Source organism: Pseudomonas sp. A-1 (assembly GCF_004801855.1).
Classification (GTDB): domain Bacteria; phylum Pseudomonadota; class Gammaproteobacteria; order Pseudomonadales; family Pseudomonadaceae; genus Geopseudomonas.
Window position 1 is genome coordinate 18499 of sequence record NZ_SSTC01000039.1, and the last position, 23915, is coordinate 42413.

A 23915-nucleotide genomic window follows, 5' to 3' on the forward strand; every position below is an offset into this window, starting at 1 on the left:
TCAGGAGCCTGAACATGAGCAAGAAACTGAAAGCCGCGATCATCGGCCCGGGCAATATCGGCACCGACCTGGTGATGAAGATGCTGCGCTCGGAGTGGATCGAGCCGGTATGGATGGTCGGCATCGACCCCGAGTCCGACGGCCTCAAGCGCGCCCGCGAGTTCGGCTTGAAGACCACCTGCGAGGGCGTCGACGGCCTGCTGCCGCACGTCATCGAAGACGACATCCGCGTCGCCTTCGACGCCACCAGCGCCTACGCCCACGCCGAGAACAGCCGCAAGCTCAACGAGCTGGGCGTGCTGATGATCGACCTGACCCCGGCCGCCATCGGTCCGTTCTGCGTGCCGCCGGTGAACCTCAAGGAGCACGTCGGCAAGCTGGAGATGAACGTCAACATGGTCACCTGCGGTGGCCAGGCGACCATCCCGATGGTCGCCGCGGTATCCCGCGTGCAGCCGGTGGCCTACGGCGAGATCGTCGCCACCGTGTCCTCGCGTTCGGTCGGCCCGGGCACCCGCAAGAACATCGACGAGTTCACCCGCACCACCGCCGGCGCCATCGAGAAGGTCGGCGGCGCGAAGGAAGGCAAGGCGATCATCATCATCAACCCGGCCGAGCCGCCGCTGATGATGCGCGACACCATCCACTGCCTGACCGAGAGCGAGCCGGACCGCGATGCCATCACCGCCTCCGTGCACGCCATGCTCGCCGAGGTGCAGAAGTACGTGCCGGGCTACCGCCTGAAGAACGGCCCGGTGTTCGACGGCAACCGCGTGTCGATCTTCATGGAGGTCGAGGGCCTGGGCGACTACCTGCCCAAGTACGCCGGCAACCTGGACATCATGACCGCCGCCGGTCTGCGCACCGCCGAGATGTTCGCCGAGGAAATCGCCGCCGGCACCATCCAACTGCCGAGCCGCGAAGCTGCACTGGCCTGAGGGGAATAGCACGATGAATCTGCAAGGCAAGCAAGTCACCCTGCACGACATGAGCCTGCGCGACGGCATGCACGCCAAGCGCCACCAGATCAGCCTCGAGCAGATGGTCGCCGTGGCCACCGGCCTCGACGCCGCCGGCATGCCGCTGATCGAGATCACCCACGGCGACGGCCTCGGCGGGCGCTCGATCAACTACGGCTTCCCGGCGCACAGCGACGAGGAGTACCTCAGCGCGGTGATCCCCCAGCTCAAGCAGGCCAAGGTCTCCGCCCTGCTGCTGCCGGGCATCGGCACCGTCGACCACCTGAAGATGGCGGTGGACTGCGGCGTGTCGACCATCCGCGTCGCCACCCACTGCACCGAGGCCGATGTCTCCGAGCAGCACATCGGCATGGCGGCGAAGATGGGCGTCGACACCGTCGGCTTCCTGATGATGGCGCACATGGCCAGCCCGGAGAAGGTGCTGGAGCAGGCCCGCCTGATGGAAAGCTACGGCGCCAACTGCATCTACTGCACCGACTCGGCCGGCTACATGCTGCCCGACGAGGTCAGCCAGAAGATCGGCCTGCTGCGCGCCGAGCTCAACCCGGCCACCCAGATCGGCTTCCACGGCCACCACAACATGGGCATGGCCATCGCCAACTCGCTGGCCGCCATCGAGGCCGGTGCGGTGCGCATCGACGGCTCGGTCGCGGGCCTCGGCGCCGGCGCCGGCAACACCCCGCTGGAGGTGCTGTGCGCGGTGCTCAAGCGCATGGGCGCCGAGACCGGCATCGACCTGTACAAGATCATGGACGTCGCCGAGGACCTGGTGGTGCCGCTGATGGACCAGCCGATCCGCGTCGACCGCGATGCCCTGACCCTGGGCTACGCCGGCGTGTACAGCTCGTTCCTGCTGTTCGCCCAGCGCGCCGAGAAGAAGTACGGCGTGCCGGCCCGCGACATCCTCGTAGAACTCGGCCGCCGCGGTACCGTCGGCGGCCAGGAAGACATGATCGAAGACCTGGCCCTCGACATGGCCAAGGCCCGCCAGACCCAGAAGGTGACCGCATGAACCGTACCCTGACCCGCGAACAGGTGCTGGCCCTGGCCGAGCACGTCGAAGGCGCCGAGCTGAATGTCCACGACATTCCGAAGATCACCAACGACTACCCGCAGATGACCTTCGCCGACGCCTACGACATCCAGTGGGAGATCCGTCGCCGCAAGGAGGCCCGCGGCAACAAGACCGTCGGCCTGAAGATGGGCCTGACCTCCTGGGCGAAGATGGCGCAGATGGGCGTGGAGACGCCGATCTACGGCTTCCTCTCCGACTACTTCAGCGTGCCGGACGGCGGCGTGGTGGACTGCTCCAAGCTGATCCACCCGAAGATCGAGGCGGAAATCTCCGTGGTCACCAAGGCCCCGCTGCAGGGCCCGGGCTGCCACATCGGCGACGTGATCGCGGCGATCGACTACGTGATCCCCACCGTCGAGGTGATCGACTCGCGCTACGAGAACTTCAAGTTCGACCTGATCAGCGTGGTGGCCGATAACGCCTCCTCGACCCGCTACATCACCGGCGGCCAGATGGCCAACCTCGAGGACGTCGACCTGCGCACCCTCGGCGTGGTGATGGAGAAGAACGGCGAGGTGGTGGAAGTCGGCGCCGGCGCCGCGGTGCTCGGTCATCCGCTGTCCAGCGTGGCCATGCTGGCCAACCTGCTGGCCGAGCGCGGCGAGCACATCCCGGCCGGCACCTTCATCATGACCGGCGGCATTACCGCCGCGGTGGCGGTGGAGCCGGGCGACAACGTCACCGTGCGCTATCAGGGCCTGGGCAGCGTGTCCGCGCGCTTCGTCTGAGTTCACCCCTGTTGCCCCGGCCGCTGGCCGGGGACTTTTTCGCGAGGAACCGTCTCATGCCGATTGCCCATGTGCACATCATGGAAGGCCGCAGCGCGGAACAGAAGGAAGCGATGATCCGCGAGGTCAGCGAGGCGCTGGCGCGCACCCTCGACTCGCCGCTGGATCGCGTGCGGGTGCTGATCACCGAGGTGCCCAAGGATCACTGGGGCATCGGCGGCGAGCCGGCCAGCAAGGTGCGCCGCTGAGCGCGCCCCTGCCCTGCTTTCAGCAAAGCCCGGCTCGCCGGGCTTTGTCGTTTCTGCGCGGTGTGTTCCACGTGGAACAGGTGCTGCGGTGAGCCTGCCGCTAGTGGATGTTCCACGTGGAACCATTCAGGCCGGGCGCAGGAACAGTGTGCGCTGCGCCAGCGGCGGCAAGTAGCAGAGAGAGGCGACGTCCAGCCACAGCCACCATGCACCGCCACAGGCGAAGAGCCGTTCGCGATCATCCGGGGTTATCTGCAGCGGCGGGCTGGAAAACATGCCCATTGTCACCTGTAGAACGGCGCCCTGCTCGGGCAGCGCCAGGTGACAGCGCTGGCCGCCGCACAGCGTGGCAAGCTTGCGGCCATCGGCGAGGACGTCCAGTGCCATCGAGCTTGCGAAGTAACCGCGCTGGCGGTGGAGTTCGATCTGCATGGTGGTCTCCACGGGCTCATGGCCAGAGCAGGTTGCCGCCAGCTTCGGGAAACTGCAGGTGCTCGAGTTCGTGGCGTTGCAGTTCCCGGCCGGTCCAGATGTACACCTTGCGCGCTCCTGCGACCGACAGCAGCTCGTAGAAACCGCGGGTTTCGATCACAGTCAGGCCGCCCTCTAGATGCTCCAGCAGCTGCAGGACCACCGTTGGCCTTGGGCGCAGCAGGGCGGGCGGCTGGACCCTTTTCAGCAGCAACTGCAGGGTCTTCTCCGCCACCGCGAAGTCGGCCAGCAGGGTGCGCGGATGACGGAAACCGTTGGCCAGCTCGACGCCGTTGCGGCCGCGCAGGGCCAGTGCTTCGTTGCCGATGGCCAGCGGCACGCGCTTGCCGCGCTCTTCGGTACGCAGGGCCAGCACTGGCGCCTCGCTGAAGCTCTTGCCGGACTCCACGTGAAGGACGCGCAGCAGGTCGGCCTGCAGGCGGATATAGAGGGTGTTGCGGAAAAGGTTGAGCATGCTGGTTTATCGGCTGGAAGTGGGCGAGTCGGGATTCGACAGGTGCAGCATCTCTTGCACCTGGCGAACGGCTGGAGGTGGCGCAGGCGCTGGCTGGGGCCGACTGTCGAGCTCGACGCGGATGCCGCGCCGGCTGGTCGGCGGCGTCCTGATCTTGCGAGCATCGCAGCGGAGGACCAGCCGGTCTGCCGCCTGCCAGGCGATGGCCGCCTCGCCCTTGCAGTAGCCGGCAAAGGCCAGCTCGCCGAAGTGCTGCGGCAGCGGCAGCCACGTCGGGGCGAGGTACAGGTGCAGGCCGTAGGGCGCATGGCCGGGCTTGCTGCTTTCGTGGATCAGGCTCAGTAGGTGGGCGGTCGTTCCGCCGGCGGGCGAGTCGATGCTGGCCCGAGTCCCCCAGATGGCGAAGTTCTCGAACCAGAACAAGAAGGCGAACCAGGCGAACGGTAGCAGGCTCAGCTTGCACAACAGGCGGGCCAGCGGATGCTTCGGCAGCATGGCTGTTTCCTGCTTAGCGCAGCTGCTGACGCGCCTGCGCCACCAGCTCGCCGTTGTCCGGATGCACCGTGAGGGCGTTGTTCAGATCGACCACCGGCAGCAGGTAGCGGCGTACCTCCAGACCGGCGTTCTGCATGCGCCGGTGCAGCAGGTCGGCCACTGCCGGCTCGTCGACCGAGTGGAACCGGTAGCGGATGCCGGCCTGGTTGAGCTGGCGCAGGGTGGCCTGGGTGTAGCCGCAGGCGGTGCGGCCGTAGACCGCCAGGTAGGGCTCGGCGTGCAGCGGGACATTGGTCTCGCGGGCGGGCTGGGAGTAGTGCTCCCAGGCCTGGTAACCGCCACCGCACAGGGCGAGCAGCAGGAGCAGGTTGCGCATGGACAAGTCCGTTTGTCGTAGGCGGGAGCGGCATTCTGGCTGAGCCGGCCGGCGCGTTCTGCGCGCCGGTTGGCAGGGCGTGTGCTCAGGTCAGCGGCAGACGCAGGTGGATCAGCATGATCGGTTGCTGCTGCGGACCCTGGCGCTCCTCGAGGGCGAAGGGCGTGTAGCCGAGGCGGGCGTACAGGCGCAGGGCGGCGGTGTTGGGGTTGAAGCAGGACACGCGCAGCTCGCGGGCGCCGTGGCGCTCGGCGGCCAGCCGGGCCATCCGTTGCATCAGGAAGCCCGCCACGCCCTGGCGCCGTGCCTGCGCTGCCACCGCGACGTTGCCGACCCAGCAGGCGCCCTCCTCGCGCCTGTAGATGTTGGCGAAAGCCAGCACCTTTTCGCCGCGGCACACCACGCTGGAATCGCTGCGCTGGGCGATGCTGGCGGCCAGCTGTTCGACGTCGAGCGGGAAGCGGGCGCGCGGGGCGAGGTAGTACAGCTCCTCGGCACTCCGGGCAAAGCTGCAGATGGCGGGCAGGTCGGCGTCGCGGACCGGGCGGAAATCGAGATCGGTGTTCATCCTGAACTCTTGGTAGATGGGCTGTGGAAAAGTGGTTCGACGGCTTGCGCTGAAGCGTCAAACTTCTGGCTGTGGACAGTTGTTGTCCACAGCCGGGGGGAGATCATTTCTGCTGGCGCAAGGCCTGGCCGGCGGCGGACAGCCGGTATTGCTGGCGGCTGCTCTTGGGCTTGTCGGGAATGGTCATCTCGATCAGCCCGGCCTCCAGCGCCGGCACCAGATACAGGGTGCGGAAGTTGGCGTCGCTCTTCAGGCCGAGGGCGTCCTGCAGGGCCTTGCGGCTCATCACCCCGTCGCAGACGCCGATCAGGCGGCGGACTTCACTGGTGACATGACCTGCAACATAACTTCTTTCTTCGTCTGCAGCATGTATGTCGACTTCACCTGCATCTTCACCTGTAACATGACCTGCTACTTCACCTGCTACAGCACTTTTCACTTCGCCTGTCGGCATGGAAAAAGTCCGCGAGGCCGCGGAACGCGGGTACTGGCGCGGCAGCGCACGGGTATAGGCGAACTCCAGCCACAGGCCGTCCTGCTCATGGCGCAGCAGTGGTTCGACCACGCCGTGGACGCGGCAGGCGCCGAGCAGACGGTCGATGCCCAGACCCCAGGCCTCGATCAGCCCGGCGCGCTGGAAGGCGCTGGCGATGTCCGGGTTGCCGGGGCGCGACAGGTGACGGGTGCGCAGACTGGCGACGCTCCAGCCATGCGGCAGGCGCGCGGGGTTCCACAGGCTGATGCGGTCGTCGTGCAGGCGGATCTGGATGGGGATGCCGCTGGCGTAGTCCTTGTGCACCAGGGCGTTGAGCAGCGCCTCGCGCAGCGCCGCCAGCGGCAGCGGCCAGGCCGCCGGCGCGCGAGGCTGCCCGTCGGGGTCATGCCGCAGGTGCGCCTCCAGCAGCGCCAGGGCGTGCTCGAACTGGGCGAACAGCGGGCCGCCGATGGCGTGCTGCTCGACCAGGCCCTGCTCGCGGTCGAAGCGGCCGACGCGGACGTAGGCGCCGCCGACCAGTTTTTCCGGCTCGGCATGGAACAGCAGCACGGCGGCGCGCTTGAGGTGGAACAGCTGCAGCTGCTCGAGCAGCACGGCGCCGCTCTCCTCCGCTGCGCCGCTGCGCCGCTGGAAATCGGCCAGTGCGTCGGCGTCGAGATCGGCCAGGCGCAGCTGCGGCACCGCCTGGTCGTCCCAGCTGCCACCGGTTTCGGGGGGAAGGAAACGGTCGCTGGCCGCCTCGGTCGGGAGGCCTTTCCACTCGAGGTCTGCTGGTTCTTTCATCCGCGATACCCTGTTTGCGCGCGAGAGCAGCGGGCATGTTAACCAAATGGCGCGGAGGGCGGGCGAGGACGGACGTGCTTTCGTTCAAGTTCCGCGCATGCCGCCGGGCGCCGTGCGACGGCGTCCGGCGGTCGGCGGATCAGGGCGTGATGTGCAGCTCGGAGTCGCGCATCACCTTGAGCTCGGCGTCCTCGGCGTGGAAGCCGCGGGCGAGCTTGGCGCGCAGGGTCAGGTCGGTGCGCGAGTCGGCGTGGCGCAGGGCCTCGTCGAGGCTGATGCGTCCGGCCTGCACCAGGGCATAGAGATGCTGATCGAAGGTCTGCAGGCCGAGTTCCTGGCCGCGACCGATGGCGGCCTTGATGTCGTCGAGCTGGTCACGCTGGATCAGGTCGGCGATGTAGGGGGTCTTCAGCAGCAGCTCGACGGCGGCGACGCGCTTGGCCTCGCGCCCCGGCACCAGGCGCTGGCCGACGATCGCCTGCAGGTTGAGCGCCAGGTCGCCGAGCACCTGCTGGCGCGCCTCCTTGGGGAAGAAGTTGCAGATGCGCTCGATGGCCTGGGTGGTGTTGGTGGCGTGCAGGGTGGCGATGCACAGGTGGCCGGTCTCGCTGTAGTGCAGGGCGTGCTGCATGGCGTCGCGGTCGCGGATCTCGCCGATCATGATCACGTCCGGCGACTCGCGCAGCACGTTGAGCAGCGCCTGCTCGAAGCTGCGGGTGTCGAGGCCCACCTCGCGCTGGTCGACGATCGAGCGCTGGTGCTGGTGGAGGAACTCGATGGGATCCTCGATGCAGACGATGTGGCCGCCGCGCGAGCGGTTGCGCAGGTCGATCATCGACGCCAGGGTGGTCGACTTGCCGGAACCGGCGGCGCCGACCACCAGGATCAGGCCGCGGTCGAGCATGATCAGCTCCTCGAGCTTCTTCGGCAGGCCGAGCTCCTCGATGCCGGGAATCTGGCTCTTGATGTGGCGCACCACCATCGAGACTTCGCCACGCTGGTAGTAGACGTTGGCGCGGAAGCGTCCGGCGCCTTCCAGGCCGATGGCCAGGTTCATCTCCAGATCGCGTTCGAACTCGGCGATCTGCTTCTGGCTCATGATCTGGTAGGCCAGTTGCTGCACGGAGCCGGGCGGCAGCGGCGCCTTGCCGATCGGCAGGCTCTGGCCCTCGCGCTTGAGCTGCGGCGGTGCGCCGACGCTGAAGAACAGGTCGGAACCGCCCTGCTCGACCATCAGGTGCAGGTAACGAAACACATCCATGCCGCTTGCCTCCTGAATCGGGAAGGAATGTGGGGCCGGCCCGGGCCGGCGCCAGGCCTCCAGTCTGCCCTATCGGGCGCGCGCCGTGCCGTTGATCTTCTGCATGGTCTCGCCGATCCAGGTCTCGGCGCGCTGGTTGAGGTCGGCCACCGCGCGCGGGCCTTCGCCCTCGGCGTACAGGGCCGGGCCGAACACCACGCTGACCGTGCCCGGATGGCGCTGCCAGCCGTCGCGCGGCCAGCACTCGCCGGCGTTGTGCGCCACCGGCAGCACCGGCACGCCGGCGGCCACCGCCACCGAGGCGCCGCTGCGCGAGAACTTGCCCATCTCGCCGGCCGGAATGCGCGTGCCTTCCGGGAAGATCAGCAGCCAGTTGCCCTGCTGCAGGCGTTCGAGACCGACGCTGGCCACCTGCTTGAGCGCCTGCTTGGGGTTGCTGCGGTCGATGCCGATCGGCTTGAGCAGCTTGAACGCCCAGCCGTAGAACGGGATGCGCAGCAGCTCCTGCTTGAGCACCTGGGTCAGCGGTGCGAAGTGGGCGGTGAGGAAGAAGGTTTCCCAGGCGCTCTGGTGCTTGGCGAGGATCACGCACGGCTGCCGGGGGATGTTCTCCAGTCCTTCGAGGCGGTAGTCGATGCCGAGCATCACCCGGGTCAGCCACACGGCGAAGCGGCACCAGGTGCGGGCGATGAACTCGTAGCGGGCCTTCTGCGGCAGCCAGGTGGCGATCAGCAGGCTGAGGATGCACCAGATCACGGTGCTCAGGCCGAGCAGGAAATAGAACAGGGCGGTACGCAGGGTCATCGGGCGGCCTCCCCGGCCAGCAGATGGGCGGCCACGGCCGCCAGGTTGTCGAACACCTTGACGCCTTCCGGCACGCCCCTGGCCAGGGTGCGCTCGCCCTTGCCGCTGCGCACCAGCACCGGCTGGCAGGCCACCGCCTGGGCGGCGGCGATGTCGCCGGGGCTGTCGCCGACGAACCAGACGCCGTCGAGGGCGACGTCGTAGTGTTCGGCGATCTGCACCAGCAGGCCGGGCAGCGGCTTGCGGCATTCGCAGCCCTCGTCCGGGCCGTGCGGGCAGTGGACGATCAGGCCGAGTTCGCCACCCTGCTCGGCCACCAGCTGGCGCAGGCGCGCGTGCATGGCCTCGAGGGTGGCCTCGTCGTAGTAGCCGCGCGCCAGGCCCGACTGGTTGGTGGCCACCGCCACGGTCCAGCCGGCCAGGCTCAGCCGGGCGATCGCGGCGATCGAGCCGGGGATCGGGATCCATTCGGCAACGGACTTGATGTAGGCGTCGGAGTCCTCGTTGATGACCCCGTCGCGGTCGAGAATCAGCAGTTTCATAAGGGCGGTTTCAAGGGCGTAGGGTGGAAAACTCGCGCCGCGATTTTCCACCGGGATGGATGGTGGACAAGGCTGCGCCGTTGTCCACCCTACGCTTGGGCCCTGTGGAACAGAAGCAGAGGCAAGATCCACAGGGCCGGCAATCCGGTATCTGTGGATAACGGCCGGAGCCGTTATCCACAGGGGCGGTCAGCCCAGCAGCGAGATGTCCGCCACGCCGAGGAACAGGCCGCGCAGCTGGGCCAGCAGCGCGTAGCGGTTGGCGCGCACCGCGGCGTCGTCGGCGTTGACCAGCACTTCCTCGAAGAACGCATCCACCGGCGCGCGCAGGGCGGCCAGGCGCTGCAGCACGGCGTTGTAGTTGCGCGCCGCGGCCAGCGGGGCGACCGCCTCGGCGGCCTGGCTGACCGCCAGGGCCAGGGTCTGCTCGGCCGGCTCGATCAGCAGGCTGCTGCTGACCTCGCGCGGCACTTCGCCTTCGGCCTTGGCGAGGATGTTGGACACGCGCTTGTTGGCAGCGGCCAGGGTGGCGGCCTCGGCCAGCTGGCGGAACGCCTGCACGGCCTGCACGCGCTGGTCGAAGTCCAGCGGCGCACTCGGCGCCAGGGCGCGCACCGCCTGGTACACGGCCACCTCGACGCCCTCGTCCTCGTAGCGGGCGCGCAGGCGGTCGAACACGAAGTCGAGCACCTGGGCGGCCAGGCCGTCGGCCTTGACCTTGTCGCCGTACTGCTCGACGGCGAAGGCCACCGCCTGCACCAGGTCCAGATCCAGCTGCTTCTCGATCAGGATGCGCAGCACGCCCAGCGCCGCGCGGCGCAGGGCGTAGGGGTCCTTGGAGCCGGTGGGCAGCATACCGATGCCGAAGATGCCGACCAGGGTGTCCAGCTTGTCGGCCACCGCCACGGCGGCACCGGTCAGGGTGGACGGCAGCTCGGCGCCGGCGCCGCGCGGCATGTACTGCTCGTTGAGCGCCAGGGCCACGTCGGCCGGCTCGCCGTCGTGCAGGGCGTAGTAGTAGCCTGCGATGCCCTGCATCTCCGGGAACTCGCCGACCATCTCGCTGGCCAGGTCGCACTTGGACAGCAGGCCGGCGCGCGCGGCGCGCTCGGCGTCGCCGCCGATGCGCGCGGCGATAAAGGCGGCGAGTTCGGAAACTCGTTTAGCCTTGTCGAACACGCTGCCCAGCTGGGCCTGGAACACCACGTTGGCCAGGCGCTGGTTGTTGTCTTCGAGGGCGTGCTTCTTGTCCTGCTTGAAGAAGAACTCGGCGTCGGTCAGGCGCGGGCGCACCACCTTCTCGTTGCCGGCGACGATCTGCGCCGGGTCCTTCGACTCGATGTTGGCCACGGTGATGAAGCGCGGCAGCAGCTTGCCGCCTTCGTCGACCAGGCAGAAGTACTTCTGGTTGTCCTGCATGGTGGCGATCAGTGCCTCCTGCGGCACCTCGAGGAAGCGTTCCTCGAACGAGCAGACCAGCGGCACCGGCCACTCGACCAGCGCGGTCACCTCGTCCAGCAGCGCCGGCGGCACGATGGCCTTGCCGTTCTGCTCGCTGGCCAGCTCGGCGACGCGGGCGTCGATCAGCGCGCGGCGCTCGGCGAAGTCGGCGATCACGTAGGCGCTGCGCAGGTCCTCGGCGTAGCTGGCCGGGTTGCTGATGCGCACCTCGTGGTTGGCGTGGAAGCGGTGGCCGCGCGACACGCGACCGGCCTGCTGGGTGAGGATGGTGCAGTCGACCACCTGCTCACCCAGCAGCATCACCAGCCACTGCGTGGGACGCACGAACTCCTCGCGGCGCGCCGCCCAGCGCATGCGCTTGGGAATCGGCAGCTCGTTCAGCGAAGCCTCGACGATGCCCGGCAGCAGGCTGGTGGCCGGCTGGCCGGCGATGCTCTGCACGAACTTCAGCTTCGGGCCGCTGGTGTCGACCTGCTCCAGATCGACGCCGCACTTCTTGGCGAAGCCCAGGGCGGCCTGGGTCGGCTGGCCGTCCTTGTCGAAGGCGGCCTGCACCGGCGGGCCGTCCAGACGCACTTCGCGGTCCGGCTGCTGGGTGGCCAGCTGCTCGACGAGGATCGCCAGGCGGCGCGGCGCGGCGTAGTAGCGCGCCTTGGCGTAGCCGAGGCCGGCGGCCTTGAGGCCCTTCTCGACGCCGGCGAGGAACGCCTCGGCCAGGGATTTCAGCGCCTTGGGGGGCAGCTCTTCGGTGCCCAGTTCGACCAGAAAATCTTGTGCACTCATTCCGCGGCCTCCTTCAGCTTGGCCTGTATTTCGTCACGCATAAGCACTTCATCACGAAGAGCAGGGGTGGCCATCGGGAAGCCGAGCTTGGCGCGCGCGATCAGGTAGCTCTGCGCCACGGCGCGGGCCAGGGTGCGCACGCGCAGGATGTACTGCTGGCGCGCGGTCACCGAGATGGCGCGGCGGGCGTCGAGCAGGTTGAAGGTGTGCGAGGCCTTGACCACCATCTCGTAGGTCGGCAGCGGCAGCTCGAGGGCCATCAGGCGGTTGGCCTCGGCTTCGTAGAAGTCGAACAGCTCGAACAGCTTGTCGACGTTGGCGTGCTCGAAGTTGTAGGTGGACTGCTCCACCTCGTTCTGGTGGAACACGTCGCCGTAGGTGACCTTGCCGAACGGGCCGTCGGTCCACACCAGGTCGTACACCGAGTCGACGCCCTGCAGGTACATGGCCAGGCGCTCCAGGCCGTAGGTGATCTCGCCGGTCACCGGGTAGCACTCGACGCCGCCGACCTGCTGGAAGTAGGTGAACTGGGTGACTTCCATGCCGTTGAGCCAGACTTCCCAGCCCAGGCCCCAGGCGCCGAGGGTCGGCGATTCCCAGTTGTCCTCGACGAAGCGGATGTCGTGGACCAGCGGGTCGATGCCGATGGCGCGCAGCGAGCCGAGGTAGAGGTCCTGGATGTTGTCCGGGTTCGGCTTGAGCACCACCTGGAACTGGTAGTAGTGCTGCAGGCGGTTGGGGTTCTCGCCGTAGCGGCCGTCGGCCGGGCGGCGCGAGGGCTGTACGTAGGCGGCGTTCCAGGTCTCGGGACCGATGGCGCGCAGGAAGGTGGCGGTGTGGAAGGTGCCGGCGCCCATTTCCATGTCGTAGGGCTGCAATACCACGCAGCCCTGCTCCGCCCAGTAGCTTTGCAGGGCGAGGATCAGGTCCTGGAAGGTGCGCACGGCAGGCGTAGTCTGGCTCACGAAATCACCTGTTCTGAGGCTTGCGTAAAGCCGGCGAGTATAACCGATGGCGAAAGCCGTGGAGGGGGCGCGTGTTGTGCGGCGTGCGCAGCTCGCCGGTTGATATGTTCCACGTGGAACATCGCCCGCCAATTCGCCGGCAGGCGGAACCAGGCCGCGGGCCGCGGGGTACAATGCCCGCTCAATCCAACCGCCGGAGAATCCCGTGGAGAAGATCAAAGGCGCCCTGGTGGTGGGCGCGCTGCGGCTGGTCGCCGCCCTGCCCTGGTCCGCCGTGCAGCGCCTCGGCGCGGCGATCGGCTGGCTGCTGTGGAAGCTGCCCAACCGCTCGCGCGAGGTGGTGCGCATCAACCAGGCCAGGTGCTTTCCCGAACTGGGCGCCGCCGAGCGCGAGGCGCTGCTCGGACGCACCCTGAAGGACATCGGCAAGACCTTCACCGAGAGCGCCTGCGCGTGGATCTGGCCGGCGCAGAAGTCGCTGGCGCTGGTCAAGGAGGTCGAGGGCCTCGAGGTGCTGGAGGCGGCGCTGGCCAGCGGCAAGGGCGTGGTCGGCATCACCAGCCACCTGGGCAACTGGGAGGTGCTCAACCACTTCTACTGCAACCAGTGCAAGCCGATCATCTTCTACCGCCCGCCCAAGCAGAAGGCGGTGGACGAGCTGCTGCAGCGCCAGCGCGTGCAGATGGGCAACCGCGTGGCGCCGTCGACCAAGGAGGGCATCCTCAGCGTGATCAAGGAAGTGCGCCGCGGCGGCGCGGTGGGCATTCCCGCCGACCCGGAGCCGAGCGAAGGCAGCGGCATCTTCGTGCCGTTCTTCGCCGTGCAGGCGCTGACCAGCAAGTTCGTGCCGGGCATGCTGGCTGGACACAAGGCGGTCGGCGTGTTCCTGCATGCGATCCGCCTGGAGGACGGCAGCGGCTTCAAGGTGATCCTCGAGGCGGCGCCGGAGGACATGTACAGCAAGGACCCCGAGGTCGGCGTGGCGGCGATGAGCCGGATGATCGAGGGCTACGTGCGGCGCTGGCCGAGCCAGTACATGTGGAGCATGAAGCGCTTCAAGAAGCGCCCGGAGGGCGAGCAGCGCTGGTACTGAAACCGCCCGGGCTTGCCGCGCTGGTACTGAAACCGCCCGGGCTTGCCGCGCTGGCGCATAGCCAGTAGCGTCTGAGCTCTCCCCCGCAGACAGGACGATCCCGAACATGGAAAACCGTCGCGTGCATGTGCGCACACCGATGAAGGTTCCGCTGTGCATCGAGCATCCGCAGCATGGCAGGTTGCAGGTCATCACCCGCGACATCTCCGATGGCGGGGTGTTCGTGCTGCTCGACGAGCCCCGGGGCCTCATGCAGCCCGGCGAGCTGGTCTGCGGTCAGGTCCAGGGCCTGCCGGGAGAGGCCCCGCTGGTGCACATGCGTGTGCTGCGCTGCGAGAGCGGCGGCGTGGCGCTGGTTTTCGTCGGCGACTGAAGCCGCGCTCGGACTGCCGGGCGCCACGCGGTAATGAACGACGCCACTGCCCCGTCCAGGGGCAGCGGCGTCGCTGTTGCAGCGCATGGTGCGGCAGCCGGGGCGCTTCAGAATGCCGGGCTCGGCGCGCGGGCGGCGTGCGCTGCCGGCAGCGCCGCAGGGGCCGGCACGTGCGGGGCGTCGGCCTGGCTGTCGAGGCGGAACACCGCCATCGCCGCGGCCAGCGCCTCGGCCTGCTGCTGCAGGCTGTGCGCGGCCTGGGCGCTGTCGGTGACCAGCAGGCGGTTGACCTGAGTCGTCTGGTCCATGTCGACCACCGCGCGGCTGACCTGCTCGACTGCCGTGCTCTGCTCGTGGCTGGCGGTGCTGATCTCGCTCATGATCTGCGAGACGCGGGCGATGGCGGTGACGATCTCGGCGGTGGTGTGCCCGGCGTCGTCGACCAGCCCGGCGCCGCGCTCGACGCTCTGCAGGGTTTCGCCGATCAGCGCCTTGATGTCCCGGGCGGCCTCCGCGCTGCGCTGGGCCAGATGGCGTACCTCGTTGGCCACCACGGCGAAGCCGCGGCCCTCCTCGCCGGCCCGCGCCGCCTCGACCGAGGCGTTGAGGGCGAGGATGTTGGTCTGGAAGGCGATGCCGTCGATGATCGCCACGATGTCGGCGACCTGCCGCGAGCGGCTGTTGATGTCGCCCATGGTCGCCACCACCGCCTGCATCAGCTCGCCGCCGCGGTTGGCCACGCTGGCGGCCGAGGCGGCCAGCCGGTCGGCCTGGCGGGCGTTGTCGGCGTTCAGGCGCACGGTGGCGCCGAGCTCTTCCATGGCGGCGGCGGTAGCGGTCAGCGCGCTGACCTGCTGCTCGGAGCGCTCGCTCAGCTCGTCGCCATGCCGGGAGATCTGCGTGCTGCCGACCGACACCGCATCGGCCGACCGGCGCACCCGCGCCACGGTGTCCTGCAACTGGGCGGCCATCGCCAGCAGGGCGGCCAGGATGCTGTCGGTATGCCCGCGGGGCTGGCCGCCGACGGCCAGTTCGCCGCGACCGATGGCGGCAGCCAGTTCGCGCACCTCGTCCGGTTCGGCGCCCAGCTGGGCCAGCAGGCGCCGGGTGATCAGGACGGCCAGCAGCACGCCGCAGAGCAGGGCCGCGCTGCAGAGGATGATCATCAGCCAGGAGAAGCTCAAGGCGATCGCGGTGGCCTGCTGCGAGTCGCGGCGGATCTCGCCTTCCTGCAGGTCGATGAAGGCGTTGATGCTGGCCAGCCAGTCGCTGAAGGCCGGTGCTGCCCGTTCGAGCAGCAGGGTGCGGGCCTCGTCCGGCCGGCCGCCCTGCTGGGCGGCGATCACCGCACTGGCCAGCGGCAGGGTGCGCTGCTCGACCTCGCGGATCGCCGCGGCCAGCTCGCGTTCCTGCTGCAGCACGCCGCTGCTCTTCTGCAGCAGGCCGTCGAGCACGCGTTGCGCCTCGGCATAGTTGTCGGCCAGGCGCTGGATCTCGGCGAGGGCGGCCTGCTGCTCGGCGGTCGAGCGGGCCAGCACCACGTCACGCAGGGCGATGGCGCGGTCGTGCACGCTGCCGCGGAAGTTGATCGCCTGGCGCTGCTTGACGCTGTGCTCCTCGTTGATGGCGACCAGGCTGTTCCTGATCCCTCCCACGCGATTCACGCCGATCAGGGTGAGCAGCACCATCATCGCCAGGATGACGGCGAAGCCGAGGGCCAGACGCTGGCCGATGCTGAGTCTTCTTCTGGTAGAGGCCGGCATTGTGGAACTCCGCTGGGACAGGCTAAGTTGTACAAGTTGTGCGTACTGTACAATATCCATGCATAGGTTTGTGCACGCAAGGGCGGAGTGTGCGCAGAAGAGCGGCCGCCACGGTCCGGCGGGCCGTGACGGCTGGATGCCGACGCTGTGGTCGAGGGCGCCATCAAGCGCTTGAGGACGCGCCGGTGCTAGACCAGCACCTGGCGGGTGCTGGCGATCAGCTCGTGGACCTGCTGCTCGACCTGCGCCGGGGTGGGTGTCGCCGGTCCGCGGCCGCGCGGGCAGGGCAGGCTCGCCGTGGTGCCGAACAGGCGGCAGATCAGCGGGCGTTCGTCGTACACCTCGCAGCCCTGCGGGCCGAGGTGCACGCAGTTCCAGTCGGCCAGCGCCGCGTCATGCGCGGCGACGCTTTTCACCGGCAGGCGCGACATCTCCTCGGAGGAGGCGGTGACCGGCCCGCAGCAGTCGTGGCAGCCGGGCTCGCAGGCGAAGCCGGGGATCTGCCGACGCAGGCGGTCTATCGTGCGGCCGGTGCAGCTCATCGGCGGCCTCCTCGTGCCGTCGCCGGGGCTCTAGCCGGCACGCGGCTTGTCCAGCTTCTTCAGGAACACCGTCATCTCCTTCTCCGCCTGCTTGTCGCCGCGGGTGCGGGCGGCTTCCAGGCCCTGCTGCCAGGCGGCGCGCGCCGCGTCCGTGGCGCCGAGCGCCGCATGGGCCTTGCCCAGCAGTTTCCAGGCCGCCGAGTAGCCGGGATCGAATTCCACGCAGCGCTGCAGGTGGGGCAGCGCCTGGACGGCGTCGCCGGCATCCAGGTGGGCGTTGCCCAGGCCGAAGCGCAGCAGGGCGTTGTCGTGGCCGGCGGCCAGCAGTCTTTCCAGGGCGGCGACGGTGGTCATGGGCGTTCCCCTGCAGTGGGTGGAGATTGCGCCGCCGCTGGTGGGCGACGCGTTGTGGTCGTCCAGCCTAGCCGAGCGCGCCTCAGTAGCGCCAGAACGCCGGCGACAGCAACACGATCAGCGAGAACACCTCGAGACGGCCGAGGATCATCGCCACGCTGAGCAGCAGCTTGGCGCTGTCCGGCAGATTGGCGTAGTGGGCGGCGGCGTCGCCCAGCGCCGGGCCGAGGTTGTTCATGCACGAGGCCAGGCTGGAGAAGGCGGTGATCGGGTCGAGGCCGGTGCCGAGCAGCAGCAGCATCAGGCCGAAGAAGGTCACCATGTACATGGCGCAGAAGCCCCATACCGACTCGATCACCCGGTCGGGCACCTTGCGCCGGCCCATCTTCACCCCGAACACGCCGCTGGGGTGCAGCAGGCGCTGGATCTCGCGCTGGCCCTGGCGCACCACCAGCATGGCGCGCATCACCTTCATGCCGCCGCCGGTGGAGCCGGCGCAGGCGCCGATGAAGGTGGTATAGATCAGCAGGAACGGCAGGAAGCTCGGCCACACGCTGAAGTCGTCGACGCCGAAGCCGGTGGTGGTGAACACCGAGACCACCTGGAAGGCGGCGAAGCGGATCGAGTCGAGCGGGTCGTCGTGGTGGCTGTAGACCAGCAGCAGCGCGGTGGTGATGACGAATACCGCGGCCAGCAGCCTGAGGTAGGTCATGCACTCGGGGTCGCGCAGGTAGGCCTTCAGCGAGCGGCTGCGCAGGGCGAGGAAGTGCAGGGCGAAGTTCATCCCCGAGGCGGCCATGAAGAAGATGCAGATGGCCTCGATCAGCGCGCTGTCGAAGAAGGCGATGCTGGCGTCGTGGGTGGAGAAGCCGCCGATGGCGATGGTGGCGAAGCTGTGGCCGATGGCGTCGAACGGGCTCATGCCGGCAATCCAGTAGGCCAGCGCGCAGAGGGCGGTCAGCCCGCAGTAGATCAGCCACAGGGTCTTGGCGGTGTCGGCGATGCGCGGTGACAGCTTGTTGTCCTTCAGCGGCCCGGGCATCTCGGCGCGGTACAGCTGCATGCCGCCGATGCCGAGCATCGGCATCACCGCCACGGCGAGCACCACGATGCCCATGCCGCCCAGCCACTGCAGCTGCTGGCGGTAGTAGAGGATCGAGCGCGGCAGCGCGTCGAGGCCGGTGAGCACGGTGGCGCCGGTGGTGCTGAGGCCGGAGAAGGCCTCGAACAGCGCGTCGGCGGCGTCCATCGCCGGTCGCTCGCCGAGCAGGAAGGGGATGGCGCCGAAGGCGCCGAGGACGAACCAGAACAGCGCGGTGATCAGGTAGCCGTCGCGCACGCGCAGTTCGCCGTGGGCCTCGCGGTTGGGGAACCAGATCAGCGTGCCGGTGACCAGGGTAATGGCGAACGACCAGACGAAGCTGCGCCAGGTGTCGTCGCCGTCGTGCACGCCGAGCAGCATGGGCGGCAGGTGGGTGACGCTGAAGATCATCAGCAGCAGGCCGAGGATGCGGGAGATGACGGCGTAGTGCATGGGGCGGTCCGTGCGGCAGCGGAGCCGGCCGCGCCCGCAGGCGCAGCCGACCCGGGCTCAGAAGAAGGTCAGGCCGGCCTGGAACAGGCGCTCGACGTCGCGGATGTGCTTCTTGTCGACGAGGAACAGCAGCACGTGGTCGCCCGACTCGATGCGCGTCTCGCCGTGGGCGATCAGCACTTCCTCGTCGCGGACGATGGCGCCGATGGTGGTGCCCGGCGGCAGCGGCACGTCGGCGACCCGGCGGCCGACCACCTTGCTCGAGCGCGCGTCGCCGTGGGCGATGGCCTCGATCGCCTCGGCGGCGCCACGGCGCAGCGAGTGCACCGCGACTATGTCGCCGCGGCGCACGTGGGTCAGCAGGGTGCCGATGGTGGCCTGCTGCGGGCTGATGGCGATGTCGATCTCGCCGCCCTGGATCAGGTCGACGTAGGCCGGGTTGCTGATCAGGCTCATCACCTTGCGCGCGCCGAGGCGCTTGGCCAGCAGCGAGGACATGATGTTGGCCTCGTCGTCGTTGGTCAGGGCGAGGAACAGGTCGGCCTCGGCGATGTTCTCCTCGACCAGCAGGTCGCGGTCGCTGGCGCTACCCTGCAGGACGATGGTGCTTTCCAGGGTGTCGGACAGGTAGCGGCAGCGCGCTGCGTTCATCTCGATGATCTTGACCTGGTAGCGGGTCTCGATGGCCTCGGCCAGGCGCTCGCCGATGTGCCCGCCGCCGGCGATCACCACCTTGCGGTAGCCGTCGTCGATGCGCCGCAGCTCGCTCATCACCGCGCGGATGTGGCTGCGCGCGGCGATGAAGAACACCTCGTCGTCGGCCTCGATCACCGTGTCGCCCTGCGGCAGGATGGCGCGGTCGCGGCGGTAGATGGCCGCCACCCGGGCGTCGATGGTCGGCATGTGCTCGCGGATCTGCTTGAGCTGCTGGCCGACCAGCGGGCCGCCGTAGTAGGCGCGCACGCCGACCAGCTGCGCCTTGCCCTCGGCGAAGTCGAGCACCTGCAGGGCGCCGGGGTACTCGATCAGCCGGCGGATGTAGTTGGTCACCACCTGCTCGGGGCTGATCAGCACGTCGACCGGGATCGCCTCGTTGGCGAACAGGCCGGCGCGGGTCAGGTAGGCCGCCTCGCGCACCCGGGCGATCTTGGTCGGCGTGTTGAACAGGGTGTAGGCGACCTGGCAGGCGATCATGTTCGACTCGTCGCTGTTGGTCACCGCCACCAGCATGTCGGCGTCGTCGGCGCCGGCCTGGCGCAGCACCGTCGGGTAGGAGCCCTTGCCCTGGATGGTGCGGATGTCCAGGCGGTCGCCCAGGTCGCGCAGGCGGTCGCCGTCGGTGTCGACCACGGTGATGTCGTTGGCCTCGCTGGCCAGGTGTTCGGCCAGGCTGCCGCCGACCTGTCCCGCGCCGAGAATGATGATCTTCATCCGGTGACTGCTCCTTGCGCGCGCGCGGGGGCGGCGGCGATCTTGATCAGCTTGGCGTAGTAGAAACCGTCGTGGCCGTCGACCTGGGCCAGCAACTGGCGGCCGTGCGGCTGCCTGACGCCGAACGGGCCGGGGATGTCCAGCTCGCGCGCGCCGGGGGTGCGGGCGAGGAAGGCGCCGATCACCTCGGTGTTCTCGGTCGGCAGGCTCGAGCAGGTGGCGTAGAGCAGCACGCCGCCGACCTCGAGGGTCGGCCACAGGGCGTCGAGCAGCTCGCCCTGCAGGGCGGCCAGCGCGGCGATGTCGCCTTGCTGGCGGGTCAGCTTGATGTCCGGGTGGCGGCGGATCACCCCGGTCGCCGAGCAGGGCGCGTCGAGCAGGATGCGCTGGAACGGCTTGCCGTCCCACCACTGGCCGACGGCGCGGGCGTCGGCGGCGACCAGCCTGGCGTCGAGCCCGAGGCGGGCGAGGTTCTCGCGCACGCGCACCAGGCGGCTCTCCTCCAGGTCGACGGCAGTGACGCTGAGCGAGGGCTCGGCCTCCAGCAGGTGGCAGGTCTTGCCGCCGGGCGCGCAACAGGCATCCAGCACGCGCAGGTTGGGCGCCAGCTCGAGCAGGTCGGCGGCCAGCTGGGCGGCCTCGTCCTGCACGCTGACCCGGCCCTCGGCGAAGCCCGGCAGGGTGGTGACGTCGCAGGGCGTGGCCAGCTGCACGCCATCCGTGCTGAACGGACAGGCGCGTGCGGCGATGCCGGTGGCGGCCAGCTCGGCCAGGTAGGCGTCACGGCTGCCGTGGCGGCGGTTGACCCGCAGGGTCAGCGGCGGATGGCTGTTGTTGGCGGCGCAGATGGCTTCCCAGTCCGCCGGCCAGTGCGCCTTGAGCGCCTTCTGCAGCCAGCGCGGATGGGCGGTGCGCGCCGCCGGGTCGCGCTCCAGTTCGGCGAGCAGCGCCTCGCCCTCGCGCTGGGCGCGGCGCAGCACGGCGTTGATCAGACCCTTGGCCGAGGACTTCTTCAGCTTGTCGACACAGCCGACCGTCTCGCCGATCGCCGCGTGGGCGGGGATGCGCGTGTACAGCAGCTGGTACAGGCCGACCAGCAGCAGCGCCTCGAGATCCGTGTCGGCGGCCTTGAACGGCTTCTGCAGCAGCTTGTCGGCGAGCAGGGACAGACGCGGCTGCCAGCGCGCGGTGCCGAAGGCCAGCTCCTGGGTCAGGCCGCGGTCGCGCGGCTCGACCTTGTCCAGCTGCGCCGGCAGGGCGCTGCCCAGCGAGGCCTTGCCGGCGAGCACGGCGCCGAGGGCGCGGGCGGCGGCCAGCCGCGGGTTGACGGCCATCAGGCCAGCACCTGGCCGGCGGCGAACTGCTCGCGGCGGCTGTTGTACAGGTCGGCAAAGCCCAGCGGCTTGCCGCCCGGCAGCTGCAGGCGGGTCAGGCGCAGCGCGCCCTGGCCGCAGGCGACGACGAGGCCGTCGCGGCCGGCGGCGAGGATGGTGCCGGGCGCGCCCTGCCCTTCGGCGACTTCGGCGGCATAGACCTTGAGCGCGGCCTCGCCGAGGGTGGTGTGGCAGACCGGCCAGGGATTGAAGGCGCGCACCAGACGTTCCAGCTCCACGGCCGGATGGCTCCAGTCGAGGCGCGCCTCGTCCTTGTTGAGCTTGTGGGCGTAGGTGGCCAGGGCGTCGTCCTGCACCTCGCCGTGCAGGGTGCCGGCGGCCAGCTGCGGGATGGCCGCGACCACCGCCGCGGCGCCCAGCGTGGCCAGGCGGTCGTGCAGGCTGCCGCCGGTGTCGTCGTCGGCGATCGGCGTGGTGGCCTTGAGCAGCATCGGCCCGGTGTCGAGGCCGGCCTCCATGCGCATCACGGTGACGCCGCTCTCGGCATCGCCGGCCTGCACTGCGCGCTGGATCGGCGCGGCGCCGCGCCAGCGCGGCAGCAGGGAGGCGTGGCTGTTGATGCAGCCGAGAGGCGGGATGTCGAGCACCGCCTGCGGCAGGATCAGGCCGTAGGCCACCACCACCAGTAGGTCGGGCTGCAGCGCTGCCAGCTCGGCCTGCGCCGCCGCATCGCGCAGGGTCTGCGGCTGCAGGACGGGGATGCCGTGCGTGGCTGCCAGCTGCTTGACCGGGCTGGCCATCAGCTTCTGGCCGCGGCCGGCCGGGCGGTCGGGCTGGGTGTACACCGCCACCGGCGTCAGGCCCGCGTCGAGCAGGGCCTGGAGGTGGACGGCGGCGAATTCCGGGGTACCGGCGAAGACGATGCGCAGGGGCTGGCTCATGGGCTCTCGCTCAAGAAAAAAGGCTTGCCGCGGGCAAGCCTTCCGGTGAATCAGTTGTGCTGCAGGCGATGCTGTTTTTCCAGCTTCTTCTTGATGCGGTCGCGCTTGAGGCCGGACAGGTAGTCGACGAACAGCTTGCCGTTGAGGTGGTCGCACTCGTGCTGGATGCACACGGCGAGCAGGCCCTCGGCGATCTCCTCGAACGGCTGGCCGTCGCGGTCCAGCGCCCTGATGCGCACCTTGAGCGGACGGTCGACGTTCTCGTAGAAGCCGGGGACGGAGAGGCAGCCTTCCTGGTAGGGGCCGAGGTCGTCGGTGAGCATTTCCAGTTCGGGGTTGATGAACACCCGCGGCGCGCTCTTGTCCTCGGACAGGTCCATCACCACCAGGCGCTTGTGCACGTTGACCTGGGTCGCCGCCAGGCCGATGCCGGGGGCGGCGTACATGGTCTCGAACATGTCGTCGATCAGCTGGCGCAGGGCGTCGTCGACCACCTCCACCGGCTTGGCGAGGGTGCGCAGGCGCGGATCGGGGAACTCGAGAATGTTCAGGATCGCCATATGCGTTTGTGATGCACTTGTGGAATAAATCGAAAACCGGCTGATAAGATGCCCGGCAGCTCGAAAAACGGCTTGAGGCCGCGTATTTCGCCGGCCGGCGCACGTTTCCCGTGTCGGCACATGATAAAGGGATTCACCTCATGAGGAAATCATTAGTCGCCCTGCTGCTGCTGGCGGCTGGCGGTCTGGCGCAGGCCGAGGTCCAGCTCAGGGACGGCCATCCGCAGACCTACACGGTGGCGCGCGGCGATACCCTGTGGGATATCTCCGGCAAGTTCCTGCGCCAGCCGTGGAAGTGGCCGGAGATCTGGCAGGCCAACCCGCAGGTGCAGAATCCGCATCTGATCTACCCGGGCGACGTGCTGAGCCTGACCTGGGTCGACGGCCAGCCGCGCATCGTCCTCGACCGCGGCGCCTCGCGCGGCACCGTCAAGCTGTCGCCGCACGTGCGCAGCACGCCGATGGCCGAGGCGATCCCGACCATCCCGCTGGAAAAGATCAACAGCTTCCTGCTCAGCAACCGCATCGTCGACAGCGACCTCGAGCTGTCCCAGGCGCCCTACGTGGTGGCCGGCAACGCCGAGCGCGTGGTCAGCGGCGCCGGCGACCGCATCTATGCCCGCGGCGCCTTCACCGGCGAGCAGGCCTACGGCCTGTACCGTCAGGGCAAGGCCTACAGCGACCCGCAGACCAAGGAAGTGCTCGGCATCAACGCCGACTACATCGGCGGCGGCGACGTGGTGGCCGAGGAAGGCGACATCGCTACCCTGGCCCTCACCCGTACCACCCAGGAAGTGCGCCTGGGCGACCGCCTGCTGCCCACCGAGGAGCGCTCGATCAGCTCCACCTTCGTGCCCAGCGAGCCGAGCGAGCCGATCGACGGGGTGATCCTCGACGTGCCGCGCGGCGTGACCCAGGTCGGTCAGCTCGACGTGGTCACCCTCAACAAGGGCCGCCGCGACGGCCTCGCCGAAGGCAACGTGCTGGCGATCTACAAGACCGGCGAGACGGTGCGCGACCGCATCACCGGCGAGAGCGTGAAGATCCCCGACGAGCGCTCCGGCCTGCTGATGGTGTTCCGTACCTACGACAAGCTCAGCTATGGCCTGGTGCTCAACGCCACCCGTTCGCTGGCGGTGCTCGACAAGGTGCGCAACCCCTGAGCGTCGTGAACGAAGCCCCCGCCTGCGGGGGCTTCGCGTTTCTGGCCTGACGCAGGATGCGCGCCGGCCGATGTCCTGCCGTCGATCAAGGATGATCGCCATGCCCTACCCCGCCGCCCTGCCCCCGGCCGAACTGGAAGCCCGCCTGCGCCTGCACGGCCTGCCGGCGATCGGTCCGCGGCGCTTCCGCCTGCTGATCAGCACCTTCGGCTCGGCCAGTGCCGCCCTCTCCGCTCCTGCAGCCGCCTGGCGCGCCCTCGGCCTGCCGGCGGAGGCCGCCGAGGCGCGGCGCAGCCCGCTGGTGCGCGAGCAGGCC

General features: G+C 69.1%; 26 protein-coding genes and 2 pseudogenes. 8 read left to right on the plus strand and 20 right to left on the minus strand.

What is annotated here, in order from left to right; all coding sequences use genetic code 11:
- Nucleotides 1-14 precede the first annotated feature (14 nt).
- Genes E5198_RS10870 through E5198_RS10885 form a run of 4 tightly spaced genes read left to right on the plus strand, consistent with a single transcriptional unit; the run spans nucleotide 15 to nucleotide 3031 of the window.
- Nucleotides 15-938 carry an acetaldehyde dehydrogenase (acetylating) gene (locus tag E5198_RS10870; protein ID WP_136490018.1) on the plus strand — a complete coding sequence of 308 codons (924 nt, stop codon included), beginning with the start codon at nucleotides 15-17 and terminating at the stop codon, nucleotides 936-938.
- A gap of 13 nt (nucleotides 939-951) precedes the next feature.
- Nucleotides 952-1992 (plus strand): 4-hydroxy-2-oxovalerate aldolase, encoded by a 1041-nt coding sequence (gene dmpG / locus E5198_RS10875; protein ID WP_136490019.1) that lies wholly within the window; start codon nucleotides 952-954, stop codon nucleotides 1990-1992.
- Nucleotides 1989-2783, plus strand: a complete 795-nt coding sequence (gene dmpH, locus E5198_RS10880; RefSeq protein ID WP_136490020.1) for a 2-oxo-3-hexenedioate decarboxylase — start codon at nucleotides 1989-1991, stop codon at nucleotides 2781-2783. The genes dmpG and dmpH overlap by 4 nt, the downstream gene beginning before the upstream one ends.
- Before the next feature lie 23 nt (nucleotides 2784-2806).
- Nucleotides 2807-3031, plus strand: coding sequence for a 4-oxalocrotonate tautomerase (locus E5198_RS10885; RefSeq protein ID WP_256659053.1), 225 nt, complete (start codon nucleotides 2807-2809; stop codon nucleotides 3029-3031).
- 126 nt (nucleotides 3032-3157) lie between these two features.
- Here the strand turns inward: E5198_RS10885 and E5198_RS10890 are convergent, their stop codons facing one another.
- The 11 genes from E5198_RS10890 to glyQ form a co-directional block, all read right to left on the minus strand.
- A complete protein-coding gene (locus E5198_RS10890) occupies nucleotides 3158-3463 on the minus strand; it encodes a hypothetical protein (protein WP_136490022.1) in 306 nt (101 codons plus the stop codon).
- A gap of 16 nt (nucleotides 3464-3479) precedes the next feature.
- Nucleotides 3480-3977, minus strand: coding sequence for a rod shape-determining protein (locus E5198_RS10895; RefSeq protein ID WP_136490023.1), 498 nt, complete (start codon nucleotides 3975-3977; stop codon nucleotides 3480-3482).
- A gap of 6 nt (nucleotides 3978-3983) precedes the next feature.
- Complete coding sequence (locus E5198_RS10900; RefSeq protein ID WP_136490024.1) at nucleotides 3984-4472, minus strand: hypothetical protein; 489 nt, start codon at nucleotides 4470-4472, stop codon at nucleotides 3984-3986.
- A 13-nt stretch (nucleotides 4473-4485) separates the two neighbouring features.
- A complete protein-coding gene (locus tag E5198_RS10905; protein ID WP_136490025.1) occupies nucleotides 4486-4848 on the minus strand; it encodes a hypothetical protein in 363 nt (120 codons plus the stop codon).
- Nucleotides 4849-4933: 85 nt separating this feature from the next.
- Nucleotides 4934-5416, minus strand: coding sequence for a GNAT family N-acetyltransferase (locus E5198_RS10910; RefSeq protein WP_136490026.1), 483 nt, complete (start codon nucleotides 5414-5416; stop codon nucleotides 4934-4936).
- Nucleotides 5417-5519: 103 nt separating this feature from the next.
- Nucleotides 5520-6695, minus strand: coding sequence for a Fic family protein (locus tag E5198_RS10915; RefSeq protein ID WP_136490027.1), 1176 nt, complete (start codon nucleotides 6693-6695; stop codon nucleotides 5520-5522).
- Between the two features lie 139 nt (nucleotides 6696-6834).
- Nucleotides 6835-7956: a PilT/PilU family type 4a pilus ATPase gene (locus E5198_RS10920; protein WP_136490028.1), complete on the minus strand. Its 1122-nt coding sequence runs from the start codon at nucleotides 7954-7956 to the stop codon at nucleotides 6835-6837.
- Between the two features lie 69 nt (nucleotides 7957-8025).
- Nucleotides 8026-8760, minus strand: a complete 735-nt coding sequence (locus E5198_RS10925; RefSeq protein ID WP_136490029.1) for a 1-acyl-sn-glycerol-3-phosphate acyltransferase — start codon at nucleotides 8758-8760, stop codon at nucleotides 8026-8028.
- A complete protein-coding gene (gmhB, locus tag E5198_RS10930) occupies nucleotides 8757-9302 on the minus strand; it encodes a D-glycero-beta-D-manno-heptose 1,7-bisphosphate 7-phosphatase (RefSeq protein ID WP_136490030.1) in 546 nt (181 codons plus the stop codon). The genes E5198_RS10925 and gmhB overlap by 4 nt, the downstream gene beginning before the upstream one ends.
- A 189-nt stretch (nucleotides 9303-9491) precedes the next feature.
- Nucleotides 9492-11546 (minus strand): glycine--tRNA ligase subunit beta, encoded by a 2055-nt coding sequence (gene glyS / locus E5198_RS10935; protein ID WP_136490031.1) that lies wholly within the window; start codon nucleotides 11544-11546, stop codon nucleotides 9492-9494.
- Nucleotides 11543-12511 carry a glycine--tRNA ligase subunit alpha gene (glyQ, locus tag E5198_RS10940; RefSeq protein WP_136490032.1) on the minus strand — a complete coding sequence of 323 codons (969 nt, stop codon included), beginning with the start codon at nucleotides 12509-12511 and terminating at the stop codon, nucleotides 11543-11545. Before glyQ ends, glyS begins: the two co-directional genes overlap by 4 nt.
- Nucleotides 12512-12716: 205 nt before the next feature.
- Between glyQ and E5198_RS10945 the strand changes: the two genes are divergently transcribed.
- Nucleotides 12717-13604, plus strand: a complete 888-nt coding sequence (locus tag E5198_RS10945; RefSeq protein ID WP_136490033.1) for a lysophospholipid acyltransferase — start codon at nucleotides 12717-12719, stop codon at nucleotides 13602-13604.
- Nucleotides 13605-13710: 106 nt separating this feature from the next.
- Entirely contained in the window at nucleotides 13711-13977 is a 267-nt protein-coding gene (locus tag E5198_RS10950; RefSeq protein WP_136490034.1) for a PilZ domain-containing protein, read from the plus strand.
- Nucleotides 13978-14084: 107 nt separating this feature from the next.
- Here E5198_RS10950 and E5198_RS22350 read toward each other — a convergent pair whose 3' ends face one another.
- From E5198_RS22350 to def, 9 genes and pseudogenes are all read right to left on the minus strand, one after another.
- Nucleotides 14085-15143 carry a methyl-accepting chemotaxis protein gene (locus E5198_RS22350; RefSeq protein ID WP_372239877.1) on the minus strand — a complete coding sequence of 353 codons (1059 nt, stop codon included), beginning with the start codon at nucleotides 15141-15143 and terminating at the stop codon, nucleotides 14085-14087.
- Nucleotides 15144-15209: 66 nt separating this feature from the next.
- A pseudogene (locus tag E5198_RS22355) lies at nucleotides 15210-15800 on the minus strand (MCP four helix bundle domain-containing protein); the annotation flags it as partial.
- Between the two features lie 128 nt (nucleotides 15801-15928).
- Nucleotides 15929-16282 carry a YkgJ family cysteine cluster protein gene (locus E5198_RS10960; protein ID WP_136490036.1) on the minus strand — a complete coding sequence of 118 codons (354 nt, stop codon included), beginning with the start codon at nucleotides 16280-16282 and terminating at the stop codon, nucleotides 15929-15931.
- Between the two features lie 30 nt (nucleotides 16283-16312).
- Nucleotides 16313-16636 carry a tetratricopeptide repeat protein gene (locus E5198_RS10965; protein ID WP_136490037.1) on the minus strand — a complete coding sequence of 108 codons (324 nt, stop codon included), beginning with the start codon at nucleotides 16634-16636 and terminating at the stop codon, nucleotides 16313-16315.
- A gap of 82 nt (nucleotides 16637-16718) precedes the next feature.
- Complete coding sequence (locus E5198_RS10970; protein WP_136490038.1) at nucleotides 16719-18170, minus strand: TrkH family potassium uptake protein; 1452 nt, start codon at nucleotides 18168-18170, stop codon at nucleotides 16719-16721.
- A 57-nt stretch (nucleotides 18171-18227) separates the two neighbouring features.
- Nucleotides 18228-19601 carry a Trk system potassium transporter TrkA gene (trkA, locus tag E5198_RS10975; RefSeq protein WP_136490039.1) on the minus strand — a complete coding sequence of 458 codons (1374 nt, stop codon included), beginning with the start codon at nucleotides 19599-19601 and terminating at the stop codon, nucleotides 18228-18230.
- Complete coding sequence (gene rsmB / locus E5198_RS10980) at nucleotides 19598-20935, minus strand: 16S rRNA (cytosine(967)-C(5))-methyltransferase RsmB (RefSeq protein ID WP_136490040.1); 1338 nt, start codon at nucleotides 20933-20935, stop codon at nucleotides 19598-19600. The genes trkA and rsmB overlap by 4 nt, the downstream gene beginning before the upstream one ends.
- Nucleotides 20935-21876, minus strand: coding sequence for a methionyl-tRNA formyltransferase (fmt, locus tag E5198_RS10985; RefSeq protein WP_136490041.1), 942 nt, complete (start codon nucleotides 21874-21876; stop codon nucleotides 20935-20937). The genes rsmB and fmt overlap by 1 nt, the downstream gene beginning before the upstream one ends.
- A 50-nt stretch (nucleotides 21877-21926) precedes the next feature.
- Entirely contained in the window at nucleotides 21927-22436 is a 510-nt protein-coding gene (gene def, locus E5198_RS10990; RefSeq protein ID WP_136490042.1) for a peptide deformylase, read from the minus strand.
- Nucleotides 22437-22576: 140 nt separating this feature from the next.
- On the opposite strand from def, the gene E5198_RS10995 reads away from it, so the two are divergent.
- Together E5198_RS10995 and E5198_RS11000 are read left to right on the plus strand one after the other, a co-directional pair.
- Complete coding sequence (locus E5198_RS10995) at nucleotides 22577-23599, plus strand: LysM peptidoglycan-binding domain-containing protein (protein WP_136490043.1); 1023 nt, start codon at nucleotides 22577-22579, stop codon at nucleotides 23597-23599.
- A 100-nt stretch (nucleotides 23600-23699) separates the two neighbouring features.
- Nucleotides 23700-23915, plus strand: a pseudogene (locus E5198_RS11000) (DNA-protecting protein DprA); the annotation flags it as partial.

Bases quoted from the DNA above. Each gene is read 5' to 3' on its own strand.
- E5198_RS10965 (WP_136490037.1), bottom strand. From the start codon at position 16,636: ATGACCACCGTCGCCGCCCTGGAAAGACTGCTGGCCGCCGGCCACGAC.
- E5198_RS10870 (WP_136490018.1), top strand. From the start codon at position 15: ATGAGCAAGAAACTGAAAGCCGCGATCATCGGCCCGGGCAATATCGGC.
- E5198_RS10970 (WP_136490038.1), bottom strand. From the start codon at position 18,170: ATGCACTACGCCGTCATCTCCCGCATCCTCGGCCTGCTGCTGATGATC.
- E5198_RS10905 (WP_136490025.1), bottom strand. From the start codon at position 4,848: ATGCGCAACCTGCTCCTGCTGCTCGCCCTGTGCGGTGGCGGTTACCAG.
- E5198_RS10950 (WP_136490034.1), top strand. From the start codon at position 13,711: ATGGAAAACCGTCGCGTGCATGTGCGCACACCGATGAAGGTTCCGCTG.
- E5198_RS10910 (WP_136490026.1), bottom strand. From the start codon at position 5,416: ATGAACACCGATCTCGATTTCCGCCCGGTCCGCGACGCCGACCTGCCC.
- E5198_RS22350 (WP_372239877.1), bottom strand. From the start codon at position 15,143: ATGATCATCCTCTGCAGCGCGGCCCTGCTCTGCGGCGTGCTGCTGGCC.
- E5198_RS10890 (WP_136490022.1), bottom strand. From the start codon at position 3,463: ATGCAGATCGAACTCCACCGCCAGCGCGGTTACTTCGCAAGCTCGATG.
- E5198_RS10925 (WP_136490029.1), bottom strand. From the start codon at position 8,760: ATGACCCTGCGTACCGCCCTGTTCTATTTCCTGCTCGGCCTGAGCACC.
- rsmB (WP_136490040.1), bottom strand. From the start codon at position 20,935: ATGGCCGTCAACCCGCGGCTGGCCGCCGCCCGCGCCCTCGGCGCCGTG.
- dmpH (WP_136490020.1), top strand. From the start codon at position 1,989: ATGAACCGTACCCTGACCCGCGAACAGGTGCTGGCCCTGGCCGAGCAC.
- E5198_RS10960 (WP_136490036.1), bottom strand. From the start codon at position 16,282: ATGAGCTGCACCGGCCGCACGATAGACCGCCTGCGTCGGCAGATCCCC.
- E5198_RS10915 (WP_136490027.1), bottom strand. From the start codon at position 6,695: ATGAAAGAACCAGCAGACCTCGAGTGGAAAGGCCTCCCGACCGAGGCG.
- def (WP_136490042.1), bottom strand. From the start codon at position 22,436: ATGGCGATCCTGAACATTCTCGAGTTCCCCGATCCGCGCCTGCGCACC.
- fmt (WP_136490041.1), bottom strand. From the start codon at position 21,876: ATGAGCCAGCCCCTGCGCATCGTCTTCGCCGGTACCCCGGAATTCGCC.
- dmpG (WP_136490019.1), top strand. From the start codon at position 952: ATGAATCTGCAAGGCAAGCAAGTCACCCTGCACGACATGAGCCTGCGC.
- E5198_RS10920 (WP_136490028.1), bottom strand. From the start codon at position 7,956: ATGGATGTGTTTCGTTACCTGCACCTGATGGTCGAGCAGGGCGGTTCC.
- E5198_RS10995 (WP_136490043.1), top strand. From the start codon at position 22,577: ATGAGGAAATCATTAGTCGCCCTGCTGCTGCTGGCGGCTGGCGGTCTG.
- gmhB (WP_136490030.1), bottom strand. From the start codon at position 9,302: ATGAAACTGCTGATTCTCGACCGCGACGGGGTCATCAACGAGGACTCC.
- trkA (WP_136490039.1), bottom strand. From the start codon at position 19,601: ATGAAGATCATCATTCTCGGCGCGGGACAGGTCGGCGGCAGCCTGGCC.
- E5198_RS10900 (WP_136490024.1), bottom strand. From the start codon at position 4,472: ATGCTGCCGAAGCATCCGCTGGCCCGCCTGTTGTGCAAGCTGAGCCTG.
- glyS (WP_136490031.1), bottom strand. From the start codon at position 11,546: ATGAGTGCACAAGATTTTCTGGTCGAACTGGGCACCGAAGAGCTGCCC.
- E5198_RS10895 (WP_136490023.1), bottom strand. From the start codon at position 3,977: ATGCTCAACCTTTTCCGCAACACCCTCTATATCCGCCTGCAGGCCGAC.